22 protein-coding genes are annotated in these 19,601 nt (G+C 60.0%); 14 read left to right on the top strand and 8 right to left on the bottom strand.

All coding sequences use genetic code 11. The features are described 5' to 3' along the window. The first annotated feature begins 34 nt into the window (after positions 1-34). On the top strand, positions 35-451 hold the full coding sequence (locus ACO07T_RS00275) for a DUF4864 domain-containing protein (protein ID WP_422047752.1): 417 nt from the start codon (positions 35-37) through the stop codon (positions 449-451). Here the strand turns inward: ACO07T_RS00275 and ACO07T_RS00270 are convergent. Continuing rightward, on the bottom strand, positions 448-1,341 hold the full coding sequence (locus tag ACO07T_RS00270) for a DMT family transporter (protein WP_422047751.1): 894 nt from the start codon (positions 1,339-1,341) through the stop codon (positions 448-450). The genes ACO07T_RS00275 and ACO07T_RS00270 overlap by 4 nt on opposite strands. A gap of 339 nt (positions 1,342-1,680) precedes the next feature. Between ACO07T_RS00270 and ACO07T_RS00265 the strand changes: the two genes are divergently transcribed. The 3 genes from ACO07T_RS00265 (at position 1,681) to ACO07T_RS00255 (ending at position 5,003) form a co-directional block, all read left to right on the top strand. Next, positions 1,681-2,862 (top strand): aspartate aminotransferase family protein, encoded by a 1,182-nt coding sequence (locus tag ACO07T_RS00265; protein ID WP_422047750.1) that lies wholly within the window; start codon positions 1,681-1,683, stop codon positions 2,860-2,862. 12 nt (positions 2,863-2,874) lie between these two features. After that, a complete protein-coding gene (argF, locus tag ACO07T_RS00260) occupies positions 2,875-3,798 on the top strand; it encodes an ornithine carbamoyltransferase (RefSeq protein ID WP_422047749.1) in 924 nt (307 codons plus the stop codon). Between the two features lie 167 nt (positions 3,799-3,965). After that, positions 3,966-5,003 carry a 2-dehydropantoate 2-reductase gene (locus ACO07T_RS00255; protein WP_422047748.1) on the top strand — a complete coding sequence of 346 codons (1,038 nt, stop codon included), beginning with the start codon at positions 3,966-3,968 and terminating at the stop codon, positions 5,001-5,003. 19 nt (positions 5,004-5,022) lie between these two features. On the opposite strand, the gene ACO07T_RS00250 is transcribed toward ACO07T_RS00255, so the two are convergent. The 4 genes from ACO07T_RS00250 to ACO07T_RS00235 all read right to left on the bottom strand — a co-directional run bounded on the left by ACO07T_RS00250 (position 5,023) and on the right by ACO07T_RS00235 (position 10,386). Next, positions 5,023-6,504: an inorganic phosphate transporter gene (locus tag ACO07T_RS00250; RefSeq protein ID WP_422047747.1), complete on the bottom strand. Its 1,482-nt coding sequence runs from the start codon at positions 6,502-6,504 to the stop codon at positions 5,023-5,025. A 78-nt stretch (positions 6,505-6,582) separates the two neighbouring features. Continuing rightward, complete coding sequence (locus ACO07T_RS00245) at positions 6,583-7,041, bottom strand: NUDIX hydrolase (protein WP_422047746.1); 459 nt, start codon at positions 7,039-7,041, stop codon at positions 6,583-6,585. A gap of 107 nt (positions 7,042-7,148) precedes the next feature. Next, entirely contained in the window at positions 7,149-9,593 is a 2,445-nt protein-coding gene (gene hrpB / locus ACO07T_RS00240; protein WP_422047745.1) for an ATP-dependent helicase HrpB, read from the bottom strand. Between the two features lie 40 nt (positions 9,594-9,633). Beyond that, on the bottom strand, positions 9,634-10,386 hold the full coding sequence (locus ACO07T_RS00235; protein ID WP_422047744.1) for a DUF3108 domain-containing protein: 753 nt from the start codon (positions 10,384-10,386) through the stop codon (positions 9,634-9,636). 34 nt (positions 10,387-10,420) lie between these two features. Here ACO07T_RS00235 and meaB point away from each other — a divergent pair, with 34 nt between their 5' ends. The 6 genes from meaB (at position 10,421) to ACO07T_RS00205 (ending at position 14,480) form a co-directional block, all read left to right on the top strand. Beyond that, positions 10,421-11,392, top strand: a complete 972-nt coding sequence (gene meaB, locus ACO07T_RS00230; RefSeq protein WP_209077719.1) for a methylmalonyl Co-A mutase-associated GTPase MeaB — start codon at positions 10,421-10,423, stop codon at positions 11,390-11,392. Positions 11,393-11,463: 71 nt separating this feature from the next. After that, complete coding sequence (locus tag ACO07T_RS00225; RefSeq protein ID WP_422047743.1) at positions 11,464-12,165, top strand: hypothetical protein; 702 nt, start codon at positions 11,464-11,466, stop codon at positions 12,163-12,165. Positions 12,166-12,318: 153 nt separating this feature from the next. Beyond that, positions 12,319-13,029 (top strand): hypothetical protein, encoded by a 711-nt coding sequence (locus tag ACO07T_RS00220; protein WP_422047742.1) that lies wholly within the window; start codon positions 12,319-12,321, stop codon positions 13,027-13,029. A 171-nt stretch (positions 13,030-13,200) separates the two neighbouring features. Beyond that, positions 13,201-13,491: a 50S ribosomal protein L28 gene (rpmB, locus tag ACO07T_RS00215; protein WP_209061714.1), complete on the top strand. Its 291-nt coding sequence runs from the start codon at positions 13,201-13,203 to the stop codon at positions 13,489-13,491. A 101-nt stretch (positions 13,492-13,592) separates the two neighbouring features. Continuing rightward, positions 13,593-13,952 (top strand): hypothetical protein, encoded by a 360-nt coding sequence (locus tag ACO07T_RS00210; RefSeq protein ID WP_422047741.1) that lies wholly within the window; start codon positions 13,593-13,595, stop codon positions 13,950-13,952. 36 nt (positions 13,953-13,988) lie between these two features. Then, the gene (locus ACO07T_RS00205; protein WP_422047740.1) at positions 13,989-14,480 is read left to right on the top strand and encodes a copper chaperone PCu(A)C; all 492 of its coding nucleotides are present in this window, start codon (positions 13,989-13,991) and stop codon (positions 14,478-14,480) included. A 62-nt stretch (positions 14,481-14,542) separates the two neighbouring features. Here ACO07T_RS00205 and ACO07T_RS00200 read toward each other — a convergent pair whose 3' ends face one another. Then, a complete protein-coding gene (locus ACO07T_RS00200; protein ID WP_422047739.1) occupies positions 14,543-15,247 on the bottom strand; it encodes an NAD-dependent deacylase in 705 nt (234 codons plus the stop codon). A 90-nt stretch (positions 15,248-15,337) separates the two neighbouring features. Between ACO07T_RS00200 and ACO07T_RS00195 the strand changes: the two genes are divergently transcribed. After that, a complete protein-coding gene (locus tag ACO07T_RS00195) occupies positions 15,338-15,766 on the top strand; it encodes a low molecular weight protein-tyrosine-phosphatase (RefSeq protein WP_422047738.1) in 429 nt (142 codons plus the stop codon). A gap of 144 nt (positions 15,767-15,910) precedes the next feature. Here the strand turns inward: ACO07T_RS00195 and ACO07T_RS00190 are convergent, their stop codons facing one another. Continuing rightward, complete coding sequence (locus ACO07T_RS00190; RefSeq protein WP_422047737.1) at positions 15,911-16,876, bottom strand: LysR family transcriptional regulator; 966 nt, start codon at positions 16,874-16,876, stop codon at positions 15,911-15,913. A gap of 89 nt (positions 16,877-16,965) precedes the next feature. On the opposite strand from ACO07T_RS00190, the gene hisD reads away from it, so the two are divergent. Beyond that, positions 16,966-18,276 (top strand): histidinol dehydrogenase, encoded by a 1,311-nt coding sequence (gene hisD, locus ACO07T_RS00185; protein WP_422047736.1) that lies wholly within the window; start codon positions 16,966-16,968, stop codon positions 18,274-18,276. A 7-nt stretch (positions 18,277-18,283) separates the two neighbouring features. Here the strand turns inward: hisD and ACO07T_RS00180 are convergent, their stop codons facing one another. Then, the gene (locus ACO07T_RS00180) at positions 18,284-18,604 is read right to left on the bottom strand and encodes a hypothetical protein (protein ID WP_247742706.1); all 321 of its coding nucleotides are present in this window, start codon (positions 18,602-18,604) and stop codon (positions 18,284-18,286) included. 228 nt (positions 18,605-18,832) lie between these two features. On the opposite strand from ACO07T_RS00180, the gene ACO07T_RS00175 reads away from it, so the two are divergent. After that, positions 18,833-19,159: an antibiotic biosynthesis monooxygenase family protein gene (locus ACO07T_RS00175; protein ID WP_209061698.1), complete on the top strand. Its 327-nt coding sequence runs from the start codon at positions 18,833-18,835 to the stop codon at positions 19,157-19,159. 34 nt (positions 19,160-19,193) lie between these two features. Then, positions 19,194-19,601 carry a universal stress protein gene (locus ACO07T_RS00170; protein WP_209061696.1) on the top strand — a complete coding sequence of 136 codons (408 nt, stop codon included), beginning with the start codon at positions 19,194-19,196 and terminating at the stop codon, positions 19,599-19,601.

Below are 19,601 nucleotides of genomic sequence, written 5' to 3'. Positions count from 1 at the left end.
CATGGGCCGTAGCCTCCTAAAGGGAGGACGTAAGATGAAGCATGTTTTGCTCGCCTTTGTGGTGGTTTTGGAATTTGCCCGCTCGGGGGCTGCGCAAGCACAAGAGAACGCCAAGGCGGAGATCGAAGCCGTGATCAGCGCGCAGATAGAGGCGTTTCGTGGCGATGATTTTGTGACGGCCTTTGGCTTTGCCGCAGACAATATCCAGCGCATGTTCCTGACGCCCGAGAATTTTGGCGCTATGGTGCAGCGCGGCTACCCGATGGTCTATCGGCCTCAGACCGTGCAGTTCGGATCGCAGACCTTGGAAGGCGCGGCTGTTTGGCAGCGGGTGCTGATGAAGGACGCTCAGGGTGTGACCCACGCATTGGATTATCTGATGGTGCCGCAAGGGGGTGTTTGGCGCATTGCGGCTGTACAATTGCAACCCGCTCTTGATGCCGCGGCTTAAGGGGTGGGCCTGTTGCGGCCTTCGCGCCAGACCAAAATGGCTGCGGCGGTCAGGATGACACCCGCACCAACCCAGCTCACCACATCGGGCAATACCGAAAAGACCAGCGCATCGTAGAGCGCGGCAAAGGCCAGCGTGGCGTAAAAGAACGGCGCCACAAAACTCGCATCTGCAAGCCGCATTGCGTTGATGAAGCAGGTCTGGGCAGAAGCCATCAACAGCCCAATCCCGGCGAGCGCGGCCCATTGCGCTACAGTCGGCACTTGCCAGACAAAAGCGGCGGCCGCTGTGGATATGGCCAGACCAATGGCGTTGTTGATCAGCAGTATTTGAAACGGGCGCTCGCGGCCGGTGAGCTTCTTGATGAAAATCAGCTCGCCGCCCATGGCGACCGCGGCACATAGCGCGAGCACCGCCCCAAGCTCCAGCGCTCCGGTGCCGGGGCGGGTCAGGATCATCGCACCGCAAAACGCCAATGCCGCAGAACCCCAGCGCCACGGGCCGATTTTTTCTCCAAGAAACGGGATCGCCAGCAGCATGCCCACCACGGGGTTCAGAAAGCTGATCGCTGTGGCATCCGAGAGCGGGATGAACGCCGCCGCCGCAAACATCAGCGTCACGCCGCCCCAGCCAAGTGTTGAACGACCAATATGGAGACCCCAGTGAATGCGCTCAATTTGCGGGCGCAGGATCATCGCTGCAGTGGCAAACCCGATGAAGGCAAAGAGAAAGCGCCCGTGACTGATCTGCAGCGGGTGCAGCGCTGGCCCCAGCGTTCCGGTTCCGAGCGCTTTGGCCAGAAGTGTTGTGCCAGCGGCAAAGGCAGACGCGGCCAATGTCAGCGCGGCAGCGAGTGCGGGATTCGTCTTGGGGGCGGCGATGGGGTGCATAAGAGGGTTATGGGGGCAGTGCTCACTGCTGACAAGTTGCCGATTTACACAGCCCAAAATCCGCCGCGTATCAGTCCGAAATGAACAAAAAACTACAAAAATGATCCAAAGTGGAAGTTTGGGGTTCCCATTCGTCGATTGCCGCATTAGGGAGAGGTCATGAACAAGTGCATCCATATCTCTTTGCTGCGACGCCGACGCTTTACCGCGTAACAGGCGCGTAAGCCTGTGTTTGTTCTGATGCGTTAGAAAGTGACGCAAACCCCCTCAAAAACATTGACCTAAATGCCTTAAGTGATGCAGTCACTGAGGCTCATGATCTGAAAAAGGAAGATCGCAATGATCCCGTCCATTCTGCCGACATACAACCGTGCGTCTCTCACTTTTGAGAAGGGCGAAGGAAGCTGGATGATCGAGGCGGATGGCCGACGTTTTCTGGATCTGGGCGCAGGCATTGCGGTGAACGTGCTGGGCCACGCGAACCCTGTTCTGGTCAATGCGCTGACGGAGCAGGCTGGTAAGCTCTGGCATGTTTCCAACCTTTACAACATCACCCAGCAGCAGGCGCTGGCGGACAAGCTGGTGGCGCATACTTTTGCCGACACCGTGTTTTTCACCAACTCTGGCACCGAATGCTGTGAGCTGGCCGTCAAAATGGCGCGCAAGCACTGGAATGACAAAGGCCAGCCCGAGCGTGTGGAGATCATCGCCTTTGAAGGGGCGTTCCATGGCCGGAGTTCTGCAGGTATCGCCGCTGCGGGTTCTGAAAAACTGGTGAAAGGCTTCGGGCCTTTGCTGCCGGGGTTCCATCAGGTGGCTTGGGGCGACGTGGAAGCCGCCAAGGCGCTGGTGGGCGACCAGACCGCTGCGATCATCGTAGAGCCTGTCCAAGGCGAGGGTGGCATTCGCCCGCTGCCGGACGCAGACCTGAAGGCGCTGCGGGCCATTTGTGATGAGGCGGGCATCCTGCTGATCATGGATGAGGTCCAATGCGGTGTTGGCCGGACAGGCAAGCTTTTTGCCCATGAATGGGCGGGCGTGACGCCTGACATCATGATGGTGGCGAAAGGCATCGGTGGGGGCTTCCCGCTGGGCGCGGTGCTGGCGACGGAAGAGGCCGCAAGCGGCATGGTTGCAGGCACCCACGGCTCCACCTATGGCGGCAACCCTCTGGCCTGCGCCGTGGGCGGCGCGGTGATGGATGTTGTGGCGGATGATGCCTTTTTGAGCGACGTGAACCGCAAGGGCGGACTTTTGCGCCAAAAACTCGAGGGACTGGTTGCGGCACACCCGGATGTCTTTGAAGAGGTGCGTGGCGCGGGGCTGATGCTGGGGCTTAAGTGCTCCAAAGCAGCCTGCGGCGATGTGGTTGCAGCGGGTTATGACCATGAGGTTGTGACCGTGCCAGCGGCCGACAATGTGGTGCGCCTGTTGCCACCGCTGAACATTACAGATGAAGAAATTGCCGAAGCCGTCCAGCGGCTGGAGAAGGCGGTAGCCCAAGTGGGCGCGCAGGCGTAAGGACCAAATAAGATGAAACATTTTCTGGATATCCACAAAACCGAAGTCGCCGATCTGCGCGGCATGATCGACAGCGCCAAAGCGATGAAAGATGCGCGCAACGGCCGCCCCAAAGGCGCGTTGGACGATGATTTGCCGCTGAAAGATCACATGGTTGCGCTGATCTTTGAAAAGCCCTCCACTCGGACCCGCGTGAGCTTTGATGTTGGTGTGCGCCAGATGGGCGGGCAGACCATGGTGCTGTCCGGCTCTGAGCTGCAGCTGGGCCATGGCGAGACCGTTGCAGACACCGCCAAGGTGCTGAGCCGCTATGTGGATTTGATCATGATCCGGACCTTTGAAGAAGCCACGCTTCTGGAAATGGCGGAAAATGCCACGGTGCCGGTGATCAACGGTCTGACAAACCGCACGCACCCCTGCCAGATCATGGCGGACATCCTGACCTTTGAGGAAAAGAACGGCCCGATCGCGGGCAAAAAGGTTGTCTGGTCCGGCGACGGCAACAATGTGTTTGCAAGCTTTGCCCATGCGGCGGGGCAGTTCGGCTTTGACCTAACTTTCACTGGCCCCAACACTTTGGATCCGGAGGCCGTCTTCATCGAGCAAGCGCGCGCCAAAGGTGTGAAGGTGGAGATCGAGCGTGATCCGGTGAAAGCTGTGCAGGGCGCGGATCTGGTGGTCACCGACACTTGGGTCAGCATGCATGATGCGGTCTCGACGCGCGAGCGACGCCACAATCAGCTGCGCCCCTATCAGGTGAATGAAGAGCTGATGAGCCACGCAGCGGACAACGCACTGTTCATGCATTGCCTGCCCGCCCACCGCAACGAGGAAGCCACCGATGCGGTTATGGACGGTCCGGCCTCGGTGATCTTTGACGAGGCGGAAAACCGGTTGCACGCGCAAAAAGCCATCATGAAATGGTGCCTGAGCTAACGCTTGGTTCCGCAGTTTGCATAAGAAAGGCGCTGGCTTCGGCTGGCGCTTTTTTGTTGGGCACCACTGTGTTGTCCGCCGGCGTTTTGGCGCTCGCATGTCTGTTGCCGTAGAATTGCCTCAAATTGTCTATACTGGCGGAGCTGGCGCAACAGGGGACAGAACACATGAGCGATGCGGAACGCAGCGCGCTCCATCCACGTATCGTGGTGGCAGGGGCGGGCAGTATTGGCTGTTTTGTGGGTGGAATGCTTGCACGCGCGGGGCGCAATGTGACGCTACTTTTGCGGGCGGGAACCCTTGAAGAAATCAGCCATCATGGCCTGTCACTGACCGACTATGACGGCTTGGATGAGGCGCTTTCTCCTGACAGTTTTGCCATGCAGACGGATCCTTCCTGCCTCGCTGAGGCTGATATTGTGTTGGTGACCGTCAAAAGCGGTGCAACAGCCCAGATCGCTGCTGAGATTGCGCGTCATGCTCCAAAGGGGGCGATTGTGGTGAGCTTGCAAAACGGGGTTGAAAACGCAGACACCCTGCGAAAGGCCTTGCCGGATCACGATGTGCGCGCAGGCATGGTGCCGTTCAACGTGATCTGGGTCGGTGGTGGGCGCTTTCACCGGGGCACCAGTGGTCAGATTGCGATCGAGAAGGGGCCAGGTCATGTGGCGCGGCATCTGAGCTGCCTTGGGCTTGAGGTGCATGAGAAGCGCGATATGGCTGCTCTGCAATGGGGCAAGCTGGTGATCAACCTCAACAACGCGCTCAATGCGTTGTCAGGCCTGCCCCTGCGCCAGCAGATCGGCGACATGCGGTGGCGGCGCTTGATGGCGGCGCAGATGTCTGAGGCGTTGACGGTTCTGGAGGGGGCAGGGATCACCCCAAGCAATCCCGTTGCGGCCGTCCCGATGAGCGTTGTGCCCCGCGTGCTCAGGCTGCCAACCTGGGCGTTTCGCTGGGTTGCCCGCGCGATGCTGTCGATTGACCCAAATGCGCGCAGCTCCATGTGGGAGGATCTTGATCGCGGGCGCCGCACCGAGATTGAAGAGCTGCAGGGGCAGATTGTGCGGCTGGCACGGCAGAACGGTCAGGACGCGGCGATTAACGGGCGCATCGCGGCGCTGATCCGTGCGGCAGAGGCGGAGGGCGTTGGATCACCCTGCCTGAGCGCCAAAGAGGTGCAAAAACGCCTGCGGGGCAGATGATCCCCACAGGCGTATGCTGTTAGTTTGTGATGGCGTTGAGCAGCAGGAAGATCACTGCGGACATGGACGCTGCAGCGGGCACTGTGATGACCCAGGCTGCCACAATCGTCATGAAGTGGCTGCGGCGCACAAGCTTGCGGCGGCGGCGTTCTTCCGGTGCGATACGCTTGGTGACCGGGCGCTGGCCGGCGTTCTTGCGCAGGCGGCGCTCCGCGTCCCATTCGCGATAGAAGCCGACGCCAAAGATCCCGCCCACCGCAATGTGGGTGGAGCTGACCGGCAGACCCAGCCAGGACGCTACAATCACGGTGATGGCGGCAGACAGAGCCACACAATAGGCGCGCATGGGGTTCAGCTTGGTGATCTTCTCACCCACCATGCGGATCAGTTTGGGGCCAAACAGGAAGAGGCCGAAGGAGATGCCAAAGGCGCCGATGATCATGACCCAGCTTGGGATCGCCACTTTGGCTGCGATGTCGCCAAATTCTGCCGCGTGCACAATGGCGGCGAGCGGTCCCACCGCGTTGGCCACATCGTTTGCACCGTGCGCAAAAGACAAGAGCGCAGCGGAGAACACCAGCGGAATGCCAAAGAGCACTTTGAGAGATTTATTGCGGTTCTCAAGCCCTTCGGATTGCTTGCGAATGAAGGGTTTGGACACCGCGTAGAGCAGCACGCCCGCCGCGAGGCCGATCAGCAGGGAGGTTTGGATGTCGATCTTGATGATCTTCTTCAAGCCTTTGAGCGCCAGATAGGAGGCAAAGGCGGCTGCCATGATGCCAATCAACACCGGCACCCAGCGACGCGCAGCGGCGATCTTGTCATCCTGATAGATGATCTTGGCTTTGATGAAGGCCAGGAACATGGCGGCAATCACACCGCCCAGAACGGGGGAAATCACCCAAGAGGCGGCGATTTTGCCCATGGTGGGCCAGTTCACAGCGGCAAAACCCGCCGCTGCAATGCCCGCGCCCATCACGCCCCCCACAACGGAGTGGGTGGTGGACACTGGCGCGCCGACCCAAGTGGCAATGTTCACCCACAGCGCGGAAGAGATCAGCGCGGCCATCATGGCCCAGATGAAAATAGACGTGTTCGCCATGCCCGAAGGATCAATGATACCTTTGGAGATGGTGGACACAACATCGCCCCCAGCCAGCAATGCGCCTGCGCTTTCACAAATCGCGGCGATGATGATGGCGCCGCCCATGGTCAGGGCGTTGGCCCCCACAGCGGGGCCCATGTTGTTGGCCACATCGTTTGCGCCGATGTTGATCGCCATATAGGCACCAAAGCCAGCGGCGGCGATGATGATCATGTTACCTGAGTCAGCGCCGGTCAGCAGGCCTGCGAGCACAGCGGCAAGCACGATGAACGCCAGCGCAATGCCAAGACCCACCATGGGGCGGGAGACATAGAGTGTGGCGGCTTCGAGGTGAGAGATGCGGTGAAGGTCGCGATCTAGCGTGGACCATTCGTTGCCAGAGGTTGGCGAGGACATAACAGAGAATCCCAGTTTGCTTAGCGCTGGGGCCTATCCCCGTTGGCGCCGCAATGCAAGAAACGGGTTATAAAACTGTTACATTTGTCGCAGGAGCGCCTGCAATTCGGGTTCATCGACCATATGCGCGGCCTCAGAGGGGGCCACCCATTTGCGGGTGCGCTCGTCCGCTTCGGGGAAGTCATCCACCAGTTTGGTCACTTCCGCCTCAAACACGGTGACGTCCACGCCAACAGCAAGACCACCTTCAAGCCGCTTGTCATAGGCATAGATGCCCAGAGGCTCGCGATTGATATTGGCGTCTTTTACCCCGGCTTCTTCCCAGGCTTCGCGCAGGGCCGCACCGGCGGCATCCAGCCCGTCAATCGGCCAGCCTTTGGGCAGAACCCAGCGGCCAGTGTCGCGAGAGGTGATCAGCAGAACTTCACGGCCCTGGCCCGATCCGCGCGTGCAAAGCGCCGCCAGCTGAATGCGGCGGGGACGGCGCCAAAGCGGCGCAATCACGCTGTCGTAAGCGGTTTTCAAGGCGTTGGTCATAGACGTCTGCTCAGCTTGTGGATAAGTCCGTTTGGCGGACCCGTTGTTAACTAGGAAGTGTATATACGTTTTCCAGACAGGTAAATCAAGGTTTGGTAAATTTTCCGCTAATTTCCACGTCTTTTGGCGCGCAATGTCGGATCAGCTTGCGTCGGATCTTCGGGCCAGGGGTGCTTTGGATAGCGCCCGCGCATGTCCTTGCGCACATCCGCATAAGAGCTCGCCCAGAAGCCGGGAATGTCCATGGTGGTCTGCACGGGTTTCTGGCCGGGAGAGAGCAGGGTGACACGCAAAGGGGTGTTGCCGACCATCGGGTGGCTGGTCTGGCCGAACAGCTCCTGCAAGCGCAGGGTGATTTCAGGGTGCTCGCCGCCGTAGTCGATGGGAATTTTGCGATCCAGTGGCGTGGTAAAGTGCGCAGGGGCCAGGCGGTCCAGGAGCTGCATCTGGTTCCAATCCAACCGCGCGCGCAGAGCGTCCAGCACGTCAAACTTCTTCCAGTGCTCAGCTGTTTTCACGCTGCCAAGATGCGGCAGGAGCCAGTCTTCGATACTGTCCATGAGGGCATCCGGTGCCATGTCTGGCAAATCGTGCCCGGCGTCGTGGAGCAGGGTCACACGCGCAACAAAACGTTGGGCGGCGGGTGAGAGCGTAAGGCCAAGGTCACGCACACCTTCCAGCATGGCATGTGCGATTGCGTCTGAGGGAGCTTCTTTCCAGATGCGGTCGTCCAGAGCGATGGAACCAAAGCGCTCCTGGCGTCGGGCAATTACGCGGCGCTCGCGCTTTGACCATGCGCAGCTGTCGACCCACTCAATATGCGGCTCAAACAGGCTGCGGACCTGTGCTTCGGTGATCTGGATGGCTTGCCGGATGCGGGCTTCGCGCGGGTTGCCGTCGGTGTCGGTCACCACAATCAGGCGGCTGCCGGCAAGCGGATCGCCGTCTTCCATCACCGCGCCCTTGCCGCCGGAAAGGACAAATCGAGGAGCGTCGCCTTTGCGGTGCAGCCCGATGCGGTCAGGATAGGCGAGCGCGGCGAGTTCGGCGGGCGCATAAGCGGGCGCGTCTTTGGTCTTGCTCGATTTGGCGAGGCGTTTGGCTTCGTCTTTCAGAGTGTGCAGCGCCGCGCGGTTGACCCCGAAGGGCCGCCGGTCTGTGAAGGTTTTGAGGTCAGTGAGCGCTTCAAGACGTAAGACCAGATCTACAGGGGCGCCGCGGGTCAGCGGATCGCGTGCCGCCAATAGAGCTGCCATTTGCGCACCCTGAGGTCCGGCGATGGTCAGCATATGCGCAAGACGCGGATGCAGGGGCAGCGCAGCGATGGCTTTGCCGTGTTCTGTGATCCGGTTGCTGTCGTCCAGCGCATCAAGCATGTTCAGCACGGCCTGCGCCTCAGAGAGACTCCCGGGATTGGGCTGAGACAGCAATGCGAGGTCGCTGGGCGCTGCGCCCCAAAGCGCAAGCTCAAGCGCGAGGCCGGTGAGGTCAGCAGCTTCGATCTCTGCAGGCGGGAAGGGCAGAAATGCGCCTTCTTCACCTTTGGTCCAGAGGCGGTAGCAGACCCCTTCGGCCACACGGCCTGCGCGGCCCTGACGCTGGGTGGCTTCGGCGCGAGTGACACGCTCGGTCACAAGGCGTGACATCCCGGAGCCGGGATCAAAACGCGCGCGGCGGGCGCGGCCAGCGTCCACCACCACCCGCACGTCCTGAATGGTGAGCGAGGTTTCGGCAATGGAGGTGGCGAGCACCACTTTGCGGCCCTGTTCAGCGGGGCGGATGGCGGCTTGCTGATCCTTGAAGGGCATCGCGCCAAAAAGCGGATTCACGGTGCAATCATCTGGCAGTTTCAGCAAAGACTGCGTGCGACGGATCTCCCCTTCGCCGGGCAGGAACACCAGAACGCCGCCGGTTGTCTCGCTCACCGCTTGAGTGATCAGCCGCGCCGTGGCCTCCTCAAGCCGCGTGTCTTTGGCCAAGGGTTTGTCCAGCCAGCGGGTCTCCACCGGGAAGGCGCGACCTTCGGAGGTGATGATCGGGGCATCCCCCATAAGCGCGGCCACCGGGGCGGCGTCCAGCGTGGCGGACATGGCAACAAGGATCAGATCGTCGCGCAGGGCTTCGCAGATCTCAAGGCACAAGGCGAGGCCCAGATCAGCGTTGAGCGAGCGTTCGTGAAATTCATCAAAGATCACCGCCCCCACACCGGCCAGCTCTGGGTCAGACTGGATCATGCGGGTGAGGATGCCCTCGGTGACCACCTCAATCCGCGTGGCTTTGGAGATTTTGCTGTCGCCGCGCACGCGATAGCCAACGGTTTCGCCCGCTTTCTCGCCCAAGGTTTGCGCCATGCGCTCAGCGGCAGCGCGGGCGGCAAGGCGGCGCGGCTCCAGCATCAGGATACGGCCCTTGGTCAGGCCTGCCTCCAGCATGGCGAGCGGCACCACGGTGGTTTTGCCAGCGCCGGGAGGGGCTTGCAGGACCGCGCGGTTGTGGCTGCGCAGGGCAGCGAGGAGCGGATCAAGGGCGTCGTGAATGGGCAGCTGCGTCATGGCGCTGTTATCGGCCAGCTGCGCCTGAGGGTCCAGAGGGTTACTCGCGCCGTATCAGCTTGGCCTTGCCATGTCTTGAGGTGAGCTGCACCTCGCGCGCGCGCCACAGATCGCCGTCGCGCTCATAGGTCACCGACAGCGGAGATGTCTTGAGCTCCGTCAACTCTTCCTCGGAGTAGCCGCCGATGCGGTCATAGGTGCCTGAGCAGGTCACGCTGTTGCCCTGAGAGGCGCGGGTTTTCAGAGTGATGCGCACAAGGCGGGTGCCGTCAAACTGGGTCTGTTCGATCTGGCACAGTGTTTGATCCGTCTGGTCGCGCAGGCTGAGCCACATCATGCTCATCGGATCAAGCGCGCCCTTGGTGGCACTGGGCGCAATTGGCGTTGCGGGATCCTGCGCGCCTTTGGTTTTGATAAGCAGGCTGTTTTGCGCCTGAAGGCTGGTTTCAGACACCCGCTTGCCGGTGTTGATATAGCCGTCATAGCGCGCGGGGCGCAGGTTTTGTCCTGCCTGCGTGCCTTGACCTGAGACCGTGAAGCGAATGCTGCGCAGGATGCCCGCGAGGCCTGTGGTGCGAAAGCTGCCTGATCCCTCATAAGCGTTGTCCGTTTCATCTACGGCCAGCGTGAGCTCCCCCACTTTGATGCCAAAAGCGTGTACCGACCAGAGTTGCGCGTGACTCTCAGCCCGCGCCGCAGGTGCCGCCATCACCGACGCGCAAATCCACAGAGGCAGCAAATTGAAGTGGCTGACGTATCGCCGGACTAGACAAGACAGGGTGGGGCGCGGCATGTAGTTTTCCAAACAAGAAACACGGGTTGTCGCCATGGATATCGCAGAACTGCGGGACAGAATACTGAAACAAGACCGCAGGGCTCTGGCGCGGGCGATTACATTGGTGGAAAGCGCACGGGATGACCACCGCGCACAGGCCAGCGCGCTTTTGGAAAGCCTGCGCGGCGCTGGGCGACAATCCTTGCGCATCGGTCTTTCCGGCACGCCGGGGGTCGGGAAATCCACGTTTATTGAGAGCTTTGGCATGATGCTGACCGCGCAGGGTTTGCGCGTGGCCGTGCTCGCGGTTGATCCCTCATCGGCCCGCAGCGGCGGCTCAATTCTGGGGGATAAAACCCGCATGGAGCGGCTGAGCCGGGAGAAAAACGCCTTCATCCGCCCCTCGCCAAGCCAAACCCATCTGGGAGGCGTGGCACGCCGCACCAGAGAAGCGGTGGCGCTTTGTGAGGCGGCCGGGTTTGATGTCGTCCTGATTGAGACCGTTGGGGTCGGGCAATCGGAAACGGTTGTGGCAGAAATGTCTGATCTCTTCCTGCTGCTGTTGGCGCCTGCGGGCGGTGATGAGCTTCAGGGTGTGAAACGCGGGATCATGGAGATGGCGGACGTGATCTTGGTGAACAAGGCTGACGGTGCGCTGAAAACCACCGCCATGCGCACCTGCGCCGATTATGCCGGAGCGCTCCGTTTGTTGCGCAAGCGACCGCAGGATCCGGAAGGGTTCCCAAAGGCAATGACCGTCTCGGCGCTCGAAGAGGAGGGGCTGCTGACGGCATGGTCTGAAATGACCGCGCTGACGGATTGGCGCAAGTCGGAAGGGCATTGGGATATCCGCCGCGCCACGCAGGCGCAGTTTTGGTTCCACGAAGAGGTGCGTCAGGGTTTGCTAGCGCGTCTGCATAAAGAGCAAGCGCGCAAGGACCTGCAATCATTGGATGAAAAAGTGGCCTCTGGTGTCATCACGCCGTCGCAGGCCGCGCAGGAGATGCTTGCGCGACTGGCCTAGCTGACGCATGGTTTTCTGAGAAAATTCAATTTTGAGCGCACGTTGGCGTTCAAGATAGAGGCAGAAAACCTATGGGGAAGAGGTCAATTGCACCGGCAAAGCGCCCGGAGCTTGAAAGGTTTGAGTGGCCCCAGCGCCGGTTGGAAGACGCCACCACTGCCTTTTCGCAAATGCCGGACGGTCGCCTTGAGCTGACGGTTGAGCATCAACGGCTGAACGGCATCAGCTGTGAAATGCTGTGCTGGTGGTTCGGTGTCTATGCGTTCCTTGAGGTCGACTTGGGCGCGCATGTTGCAAAGGCGTTCTCGGTTTGGCATCCGCGAGATCACATAGACATCAGGCCTTTTCTGGCCACGCAGATGATGCCGAGCGAGCCAGGCGATTATATCGTTATGGAAGAGGCTTACGGGGCTGAACCCTCTTATCGCACCATCGAAAAGTTCAAGATCGTGCAGCGGGATACCTCCAAATACGCGATCGAAGTCTATCGCGCCGGGCTCCGGGTGGCGGGGCTTGAATATTCCTTCGAAGCGCACCCGGATGGTGCGGACGTGGTCTCCTGCCTTTGGGTCGGCGTTGACAAAGGGTGGTCCCGGATCCTGATCAACAATCTCGTCGTGCCGTTCCTGTTTGATGTGAAAAAGACAGAGGCATGGATGCAGCACAATGTGGAGGAGATTGGCGCCTTGGAGCACCTGCTGCCGATCCTCTATGAGCGCCGCAGTGAAGGCCGTCGCATCACATGGCCCACGCCAACTGACGGTGCGTTTTAATCCCCCATATCCGCAAGGCGACGCAGCGGGACTTCCGGAAAATCTTGCGTGGCTTGTCGAAAATGCGCAGCCTGTCCTGAGAAATATCAGGTGTTGTTGTCAGTGGAGAAAGCAGAGGCGGGTTTGGCCTAAGATGAGCTGGGAGGGTGGTGCATGGAGTTTCCTGAGCCGCGAGACTTCGGATGGGACCTCAAGAGTTTTGACAACGCGTTTTCGACTGTGACGCATCTGTCAGATGGGCGGACCCTATTTGAAATCGAGCACCCACCGGTTCGGGAAGTGACAGCAGAAATGCTCTGTTGGTGGTACGGGGTCTATGCGGATCTTTCTCTGGTGATTGATGGCACGACCTATCCGGCCTTTTTGGTGAGCCATCCTAAGGACCATATCTCTTTGGAAAGCGAAAAGGCTGACAAAGAACGCCCGCTGACGGCAGGAGACTTTATCACCATCGTTGAGGGCTATCAGCGCAACCCCGATTTCACGACAAATGAGCGGCTGGAGGTCGTGCGCAGAGATGAGACCCGTTTTGCCCTGCGCGCCACCAGAAGTGGCGTGCCGGTTGCGGATGTGGAGTTTCACTATGAGGATGGACCTGAAGGGCTGAAGGTGCGCAATCTCTTGACCGTTGGTGTGGCCAAGGGGATTTTCAAACCGATTGTGAACCGGATGATCATTCCTTGGCTCTACTATGAGGATAAGAATTACGCTTGGCTCTTGCACAGCGTTGAGGAAATCGGCAATTTCGAAAACTTCCTGCCGGAGATCTTTGCCCGCCGTGATCAGGGCATGACGATCAGATGGGATCGCAACAGCCTTCCGCCTAAAAAGCCGCTCAGAGGGCCTTCCCCGGCGGATGTGTAAGGTTTAAACGCCTTTGCAGGCCATCAGAGTCATTATGTGATGTTGAATCACTTGACGGCCCTGCCAATTCCGCCTAATCACGCCAAACAAAATTCCGGGCGCGGCCTAGGCAGCGCCCTTATGCTTTGACGGGGCCGTTATCCCCGTGCACCGTAAAACGAGGATGAACCCATGTCGCGCCGTTGCGAATTGACCGGAAAAGGCCCGATGACTGGCAACAATGTCAGCCACGCCAACAACAAAACCAAGCGTCGTTTTCTGCCTAACCTGAACGACGTGACTCTGCAGTCCGAAACTCTGGGCCGTGGCGTGAAACTGCGCATCTCCGCAGCCGCGCTGCGCACCGTGGACCACCGCGGTGGCCTGGACGCGTTCCTGGCAAAAGCAAAAGACACCGAGCTTTCCGACAACGCTCTGAAAGTGAAAAAAGAGATCGCAAAAGCGCAGGCAGCAAACGCCTGATCGCACTGATCTTTTTTGAGATTTTGACAGCCTCACCTTCGGGTGGGGCTGTTTCCTTTTGTCGTCTTCACAAAGCTTAGCGGCCATGCATATATGCGGGCATGACGGCAAACTTCCGCGCATATATTTCCGGAGTGCTCGCGCTCGTGCTGGTCCTGACAGGGCACAGCATGGCGATTGCGCGCGGTATGCCCGGCGTTGCGGGCTATGCGGAATACTGCATCGGCGAAAATCCGGTGATGGTGCCCGTGGATGCTGATGGCAACCCCACAGGCGCGCCGCATCTATGCCCTGACTTTTCGGCATCTTTGCTGACTTGGATCGCGGTGCCCGAGGCCACAATAGAAGCCCACTTTGGGCAAAGCCGCATTGCGCGATTGGCTTTGGGCGACCATGTAGAAGCGATTCGTCAAACCTCCCCCAGCGCCCGTGCGCCCCCGATTGGTGTGTTCATTTTCTAATCTGACACATCAACTCACAGGGACAGGAGACCAATAATGTCCGTCAAAACCTTCACCCTCGCCGCCGCCGCTGCTGTGGCTTTCGCGCTTCCAGCATTTGCCGAAACAACCATTGCCGTGAAAGATGCCTACGCCCGCGTCGCCACCAAGATCTCCAAATCCGGCGCAAGCTTTATGGTGATCGAGAACACCGGCAGCGAAGATGACCGTCTGGTCTCTGTCAGCTCCGATGTGGCCAAGCGCACAGAGCTGCACACCCACAAAGACATCGGCGACGGCAAAATGAAAATGCTGCATGTGAAAGAGGGCTTTGTGATCCCGGCAGGTGGCAAGCACATGCTGCAACGTGGTGGCGATCACGTGATGTTCATGGGGCTGACCCATGGTCTGGAGCATGGCGACGTTGTGAATGTGACGCTGACCTTTGAAAAAGCAGGCGACATTACACTTGAGGTGCCTGTGGATCTGGAGCGTAAGCCCGCCGCAGGGGCGCAAGGCCATGGCGAGATGAAAAAGACCGACGGCTGACCGCCGCGTCTGTTTACGTCTTCAATCTGGGCCGCCCGTTGAGGTGGCCCTTTTTGTTTGCGTCAGCTGTTGGTGCGGGCCAGCTCGCTCGCCACCCATTGCGGGACCGTTTCCGTGGCGGGGCCAAGATGCACTTCGGCAAAGCGGGATGCCCCGGCAGAGGGCTCCAAATTCAGCTCCACCGTATGGGCGCCAATATAGTCGGCGTGGGACACGAAGTTCGCCGCCGGATAAACCTCTCCCGACGTGCCAATCGAGACAAAGATGTCCGCCGCGGAAAGCGCATCCTCAATGCGCTCCATCTCGTAGGGAGTTTCGCCAAACCACACCACGTCCGGGCGTGTCTGAGGTGCGGCGCAGGCCGGGCAGGGGTCTTCTTTGGCCATCACCGCTGGAGCCTCCCAGCGGTGGCCGCAGGCGGCGCAAAGTGCTCCAGCAAGGATCCCATGCATATGCAGCACGTTCTTGCTGCCAGCTTTTTCGTGCAAGCTGTCGACGTTTTGGGTGACAATCAGCAGCGTGCCGTCAAGTTTGGCTTCAAGTTCTGCCAGCGCATAATGCGCGGCGTTGGGCGCCGCCTCTGCCGCATTGGCGCGACGGACGTTATAAAACTCATGCACCAGATCGGGATTGCGGGCAAAGCCCTCAGGTGTGGCCACATCCTCAATCCGATGCTGCGCCCAAAGTCCGCCTTCGTCCCGAAATGTGCCAAGGCCGCTTTCCGCGCTGATCCCGGCGCCGGTCAGGATAACGATGTTGGTGGTCATATGCGCGTCTCGCTGGCTGCTGCTTGTGGTGCCTCTCTGTTGACTGTGGCAAGGTACCGGGGTGCTGGCAAGGTAAGGGAATGATCCGCCATGAAAATTTTGTTTGTCTGTCTGGGCAATATCTGCCGGTCCCCCACCGCCGAAGGCGTGTTTCGCAGCTTTGCGCCGGAGGTGGACGCAGACAGCGCTGGCACTGGAGGCTGGCACGTGGGAGAGCCGCCCTATGGCCCGATGCAAGCGGCGGCCAAGGCGCGGGGCTACGATCTCTCAGATTTGCGCGCGCGCCAGTTTGACGTCGCGGACTTCACGCGTTTTGACCTGATCATCGCGATGGACGGAGACAATCTCGCCAATATTGAACGGTTGCGTCCGGCGGGCAACGAAACGCCGGTGCAGCTTTTCACCGATTATGAAGACAGCGCCGCCGATGCGGTGCCTGACCCTTACTACACCCGTGACTTTGACGGGGCATTGGACCTGATTGAAACCTGCGCACGTGGGCTCGTTGCTGCGCTTTAGATTTGCGCAAATGGGGCGGTAGTTTCAGGAAAATGAAAAGTAGAGGCTGCTGTTTGCAAAGCAGCGCCACGGCCTCTTGCTGAAATGAGCGGCACCGGCAGACAGTGAAACCGAAGTTGTTTCGGAGCCTGACCTGTGCGGAGCCTATCGGTCCAACACGCGAAAATCATCTTCCAGCCACGGGAGTTTCTCGAGGGCCGGGGCAATCATGTGGCTGCTCAGCAGGTTGCGCATGGTTTGGGCCACGTCGCGTGGCACTGTGTCAGCCCAGTCTCCGCTTGCCAGAAGAGAAATCGTGCGGCTGAAGGGGGCAAACGGCAGCGGGTGCGCGGTCACGCGATCATGAAAGCGCGTCGCGCGCAGGTAGCCCAGAGGCGTGGTGATGGCCCAGCCAATCCCGCGCGACACCATGGCAATAAGCGACGGGTTGGAGCCGATTTCAAACCGTTGCGGAATGTCGAGCTTGCAGCGTTTCAGGTGGGCTTCAATCTGACGTCCGATCAGTTGCTCCTGCCCGTAGCGCAGCATCGGCAGATCGGCCAGCGCGCCCATCACATCGCCTTTTGCAGGTACGCGACCGGCAGGGGCAATCAGAATAAACGGATCGCGGGTCAGCGGGTATTCGGTAATTCCGTCAATGACTTCTCCGGAGGAGGCGGTGATTGCGAGATGCAGATCACGGGCGCGAATGGCTTCGGTGATCTCATGGCTCGGCGCGGTGACAAGGCGGAACTGACAGCGGGTCATCGACTCCGCCAGTGTCGTAACAAGGCGCGGGGTCAGGTCATTGTCAAAATCATCAATGATGCCCATGGAGAGCTGCGTCAGGTGGGTGAGATCCATCACCGCCAGCTCAGACTGCGCCAGCCGCAATTGCGAGAGCACCGCACTGGCACGGATCAGATAAGCGCGCCCTGCAGGGGTGAGTTGCATCGGCCGTTTGCTGTGGTCCAGCAAGTCGGCACCAAGCGCCTTTTCGAGATTTCGGATCTGCTGAGACACCGCCGGTTGCGACAGCCCCGTGATCTCCGCCGCCTGCGCCACGGCACCGGTTGCTGCGAGCGCTTCAAACACTTCCAACCCTCTGAGGGTGACACCTTTGTTCAACATTTTGGCTCTCCGGCAGATTTGCCTTTTGTGAATAGTCGCAGGGATTGGGTCAAGCCAAGAATAACATCGAGATATGGCAGGAGACTGACATGACCATCACTTATCTGAAGCGCGCGGACGCCACGATTGCAGAGGCCGGTACGGCGGATGCGCGGGACACCGTCGAAATCATGCTGGCCCGTATCCGTCAGGGCGGAGAGGCGACGGTGCGCGAGTATGCGCAGCGGCTGGATCGCTGGGATGGCGAAGTTGTGGTGGGGCGGGACCAGATGGCCGAAGCCGCACAGCATGTCACGCCTGAACTGCGTGATGCGATCCGCTATGCGCATGACAACATTCGCCGGTTTGCCGAAGCGCAGCGCAGCAGCCTCAGCGAATTTGAGGTCGAGCTGCGCCCGGGATTGATGGCCGGGCAGCGGGTGATCCCACTGGATGCTGCGGGCTGTTATGTGCCCGGCGGGCGCTATAGCCACATCGCCAGCGCGTTGATGAGCATCACCACCGCGCGTGTGGCCGGGGTCGGAGATGTGACAGCCGCCTCGCCGCCGCGTCCGGGGGAGGGCATTCCGGCGGCGATCCTCTATGCGATGTGGCTCGCCGGGGCGGACCGCGCCTTGGCGCTTGGCGGTGTTCAGGCGGTGGCTGCCATGGCAGAGGGGCATTTCGGGGCTGGCCGTGCTGACATTCTGGTGGGGCCGGGCAATCAATATGTCGCTGAGGCGAAGCGGCAGCTTTTTGGCGAAGTGGGCATCGATATGTTTGCGGGTCCCACGGATGTCCTGATCATCGCGGATGAGACCGCTGACCCCGATCTGGTGGCTTGGGATTTGGTGGGGCAGGCGGAACATGGCGGCAACTCTCCGGTTTGGCTTGTGTGTGACAATCGGGCGTTGGCCGAGGCTGTGATGGGACGGATTGCAGATTGCGTGGCGCAACTGCCGGAGCCCAACCGCAGCGCCGCGCGACAGGCATGGGCAGAGCGCGGCGAGGTGATCCTCTGTGAGGGGCGCGAAGAGATGGCTTTGGTCTCAGACAGATACGCGCCGGAGCATTTGCATGTGCAGGCAGAGGATCTGGCATGGTGGAAAACGCGGCTGCGCAGCTATGGCTCGCTGTTCCTTGGGGCGCGGGCCTGCGTGACCTTTGGCGACAAGGCGGCGGGGCCAAACCACGTGCTGCCCACAGACAGAGCCGCGCGCTACACCGGCGGGCTGTCGGTGCATAAGTTCCTGAAAACCGTGACCTGGCAGCGGGTTGCGGATGAGGCCTTGCCGGAATTGGTGCGGGCCTCCTCTGTGATTTCACGCGAAGAGGGCATGGTTGGCCATGCCATCAGCGCGGAGATGCGGGAGGAGCATTTTCTGACGCCGCCGAGCTTGAAGCTGGTCAGCGGCGCGTAAATGCGCCTTAGCGCAGGTGGTTGCAGCTGCGCGTGGCGTCTTCACCAAAGGCCTTGTAGCGCTTCCAGAAAATCTCATGGCTGCGGCTGTCTGACTGGCGGATTTCCTGCGCTTTATGCGGCTCTTTGATGAAGCTTGCGGCCAGTCGCTGATCCGCACGGGACAGCGATTTGTTCGCCACTTTTTGAATGCAGCGGCACAGGCTGCGGTTGGCGGCGTCACGCTCTGATTGCTGACAGGCGCGGTTCAGCACGCGCGCGTCCGCCTGCTGTGGGATCGAGGGGATCAGAAAAGCTGCCATCAGCAGCGCAAAAAGTGCTCGGGTCATTACTGCCTCATGTGTCTGCTCGGGCCCGCGGAAATTCTTTTGCTCCGTCATTTGGCCTGACCGTATTTGCGCCCAGTATGGGCCAGAGGCGGGTTTGTTGCAATCACAAGCGCGTGGGGTGCGGTTGCGTGGCGCAGCCCGACAGGCGCGGCTCTGTGCCGATGCGGCTTTATTCATTGGCCAATCGCGGCGTGGCTGCGCTAAGCTGAGGAAAAGGAAGGAGGAACTATGCCCAAAATCACCAAGGAGGCGGACCTTCAAACCGTCATCACGACATTTGAGATGACCCCCGGCACTTGTCAGGATCTGCTTGATGCGCTGACCGAAGCTTATGATCAGTTTATCTCAAAACAGCCAGGTTTTATCGCGGCGGGGTTGCACGTGAATGATGCGCAAACCCGGATCGCCAATTATTCTCAATGGCGTCGCCGTGAGGATTTTCAGGCCATGCTGCGCAGCGAGGAAATGCGGGAGCGAAACCGGCGTATCCATCAGCTTTGCCGCAGCTTTGAGCCGGTGATGTATGATGTTGTAGAGGCTTTTGATCGGGCCTAGTCTGGTTTGGGTTGCAAAGGCTTGGGAGAGTCACATGTATCAGCATATATTGGTTCCCGTGGCCTTTGATGACGCGCATGACCCGAAAGAGGCGATTGCGGTGGCGCGCCGCTTGGTTGCTGAGGATGGTCAGGTGACGTTGCTGCATGTGATGGCAAATGTGCCCAACTATGTGATCAACTATGTGCCAAAGGGCTTTCAGGAAGAGGCACAGGCCGCCATTGTTGCCAGCCTTGAGGCGATGGGGGCGGAAATGCCCAATGCGCGCGGGGTGGTAACCGAAGGTTCCGCAGGGAAAACCATTGTCAATTGGGCCAAAAACGAAGATGTGGACTGCATCGTCATTGCGTCGCATAGACCCGGGGTTCAGGATATTGTACTGGGCAGTACTGCGGCGCAGGTTGTGCGCCACGCCACCTGTGCGATTCACGTGACCCGTTAA

This window comes from Shimia sp. (assembly GCF_965227725.1).
Classification (GTDB): domain Bacteria; phylum Pseudomonadota; class Alphaproteobacteria; order Rhodobacterales; family Rhodobacteraceae; genus Shimia.
This window is presented reverse-complemented; position numbering and strand designations above follow the sequence as displayed.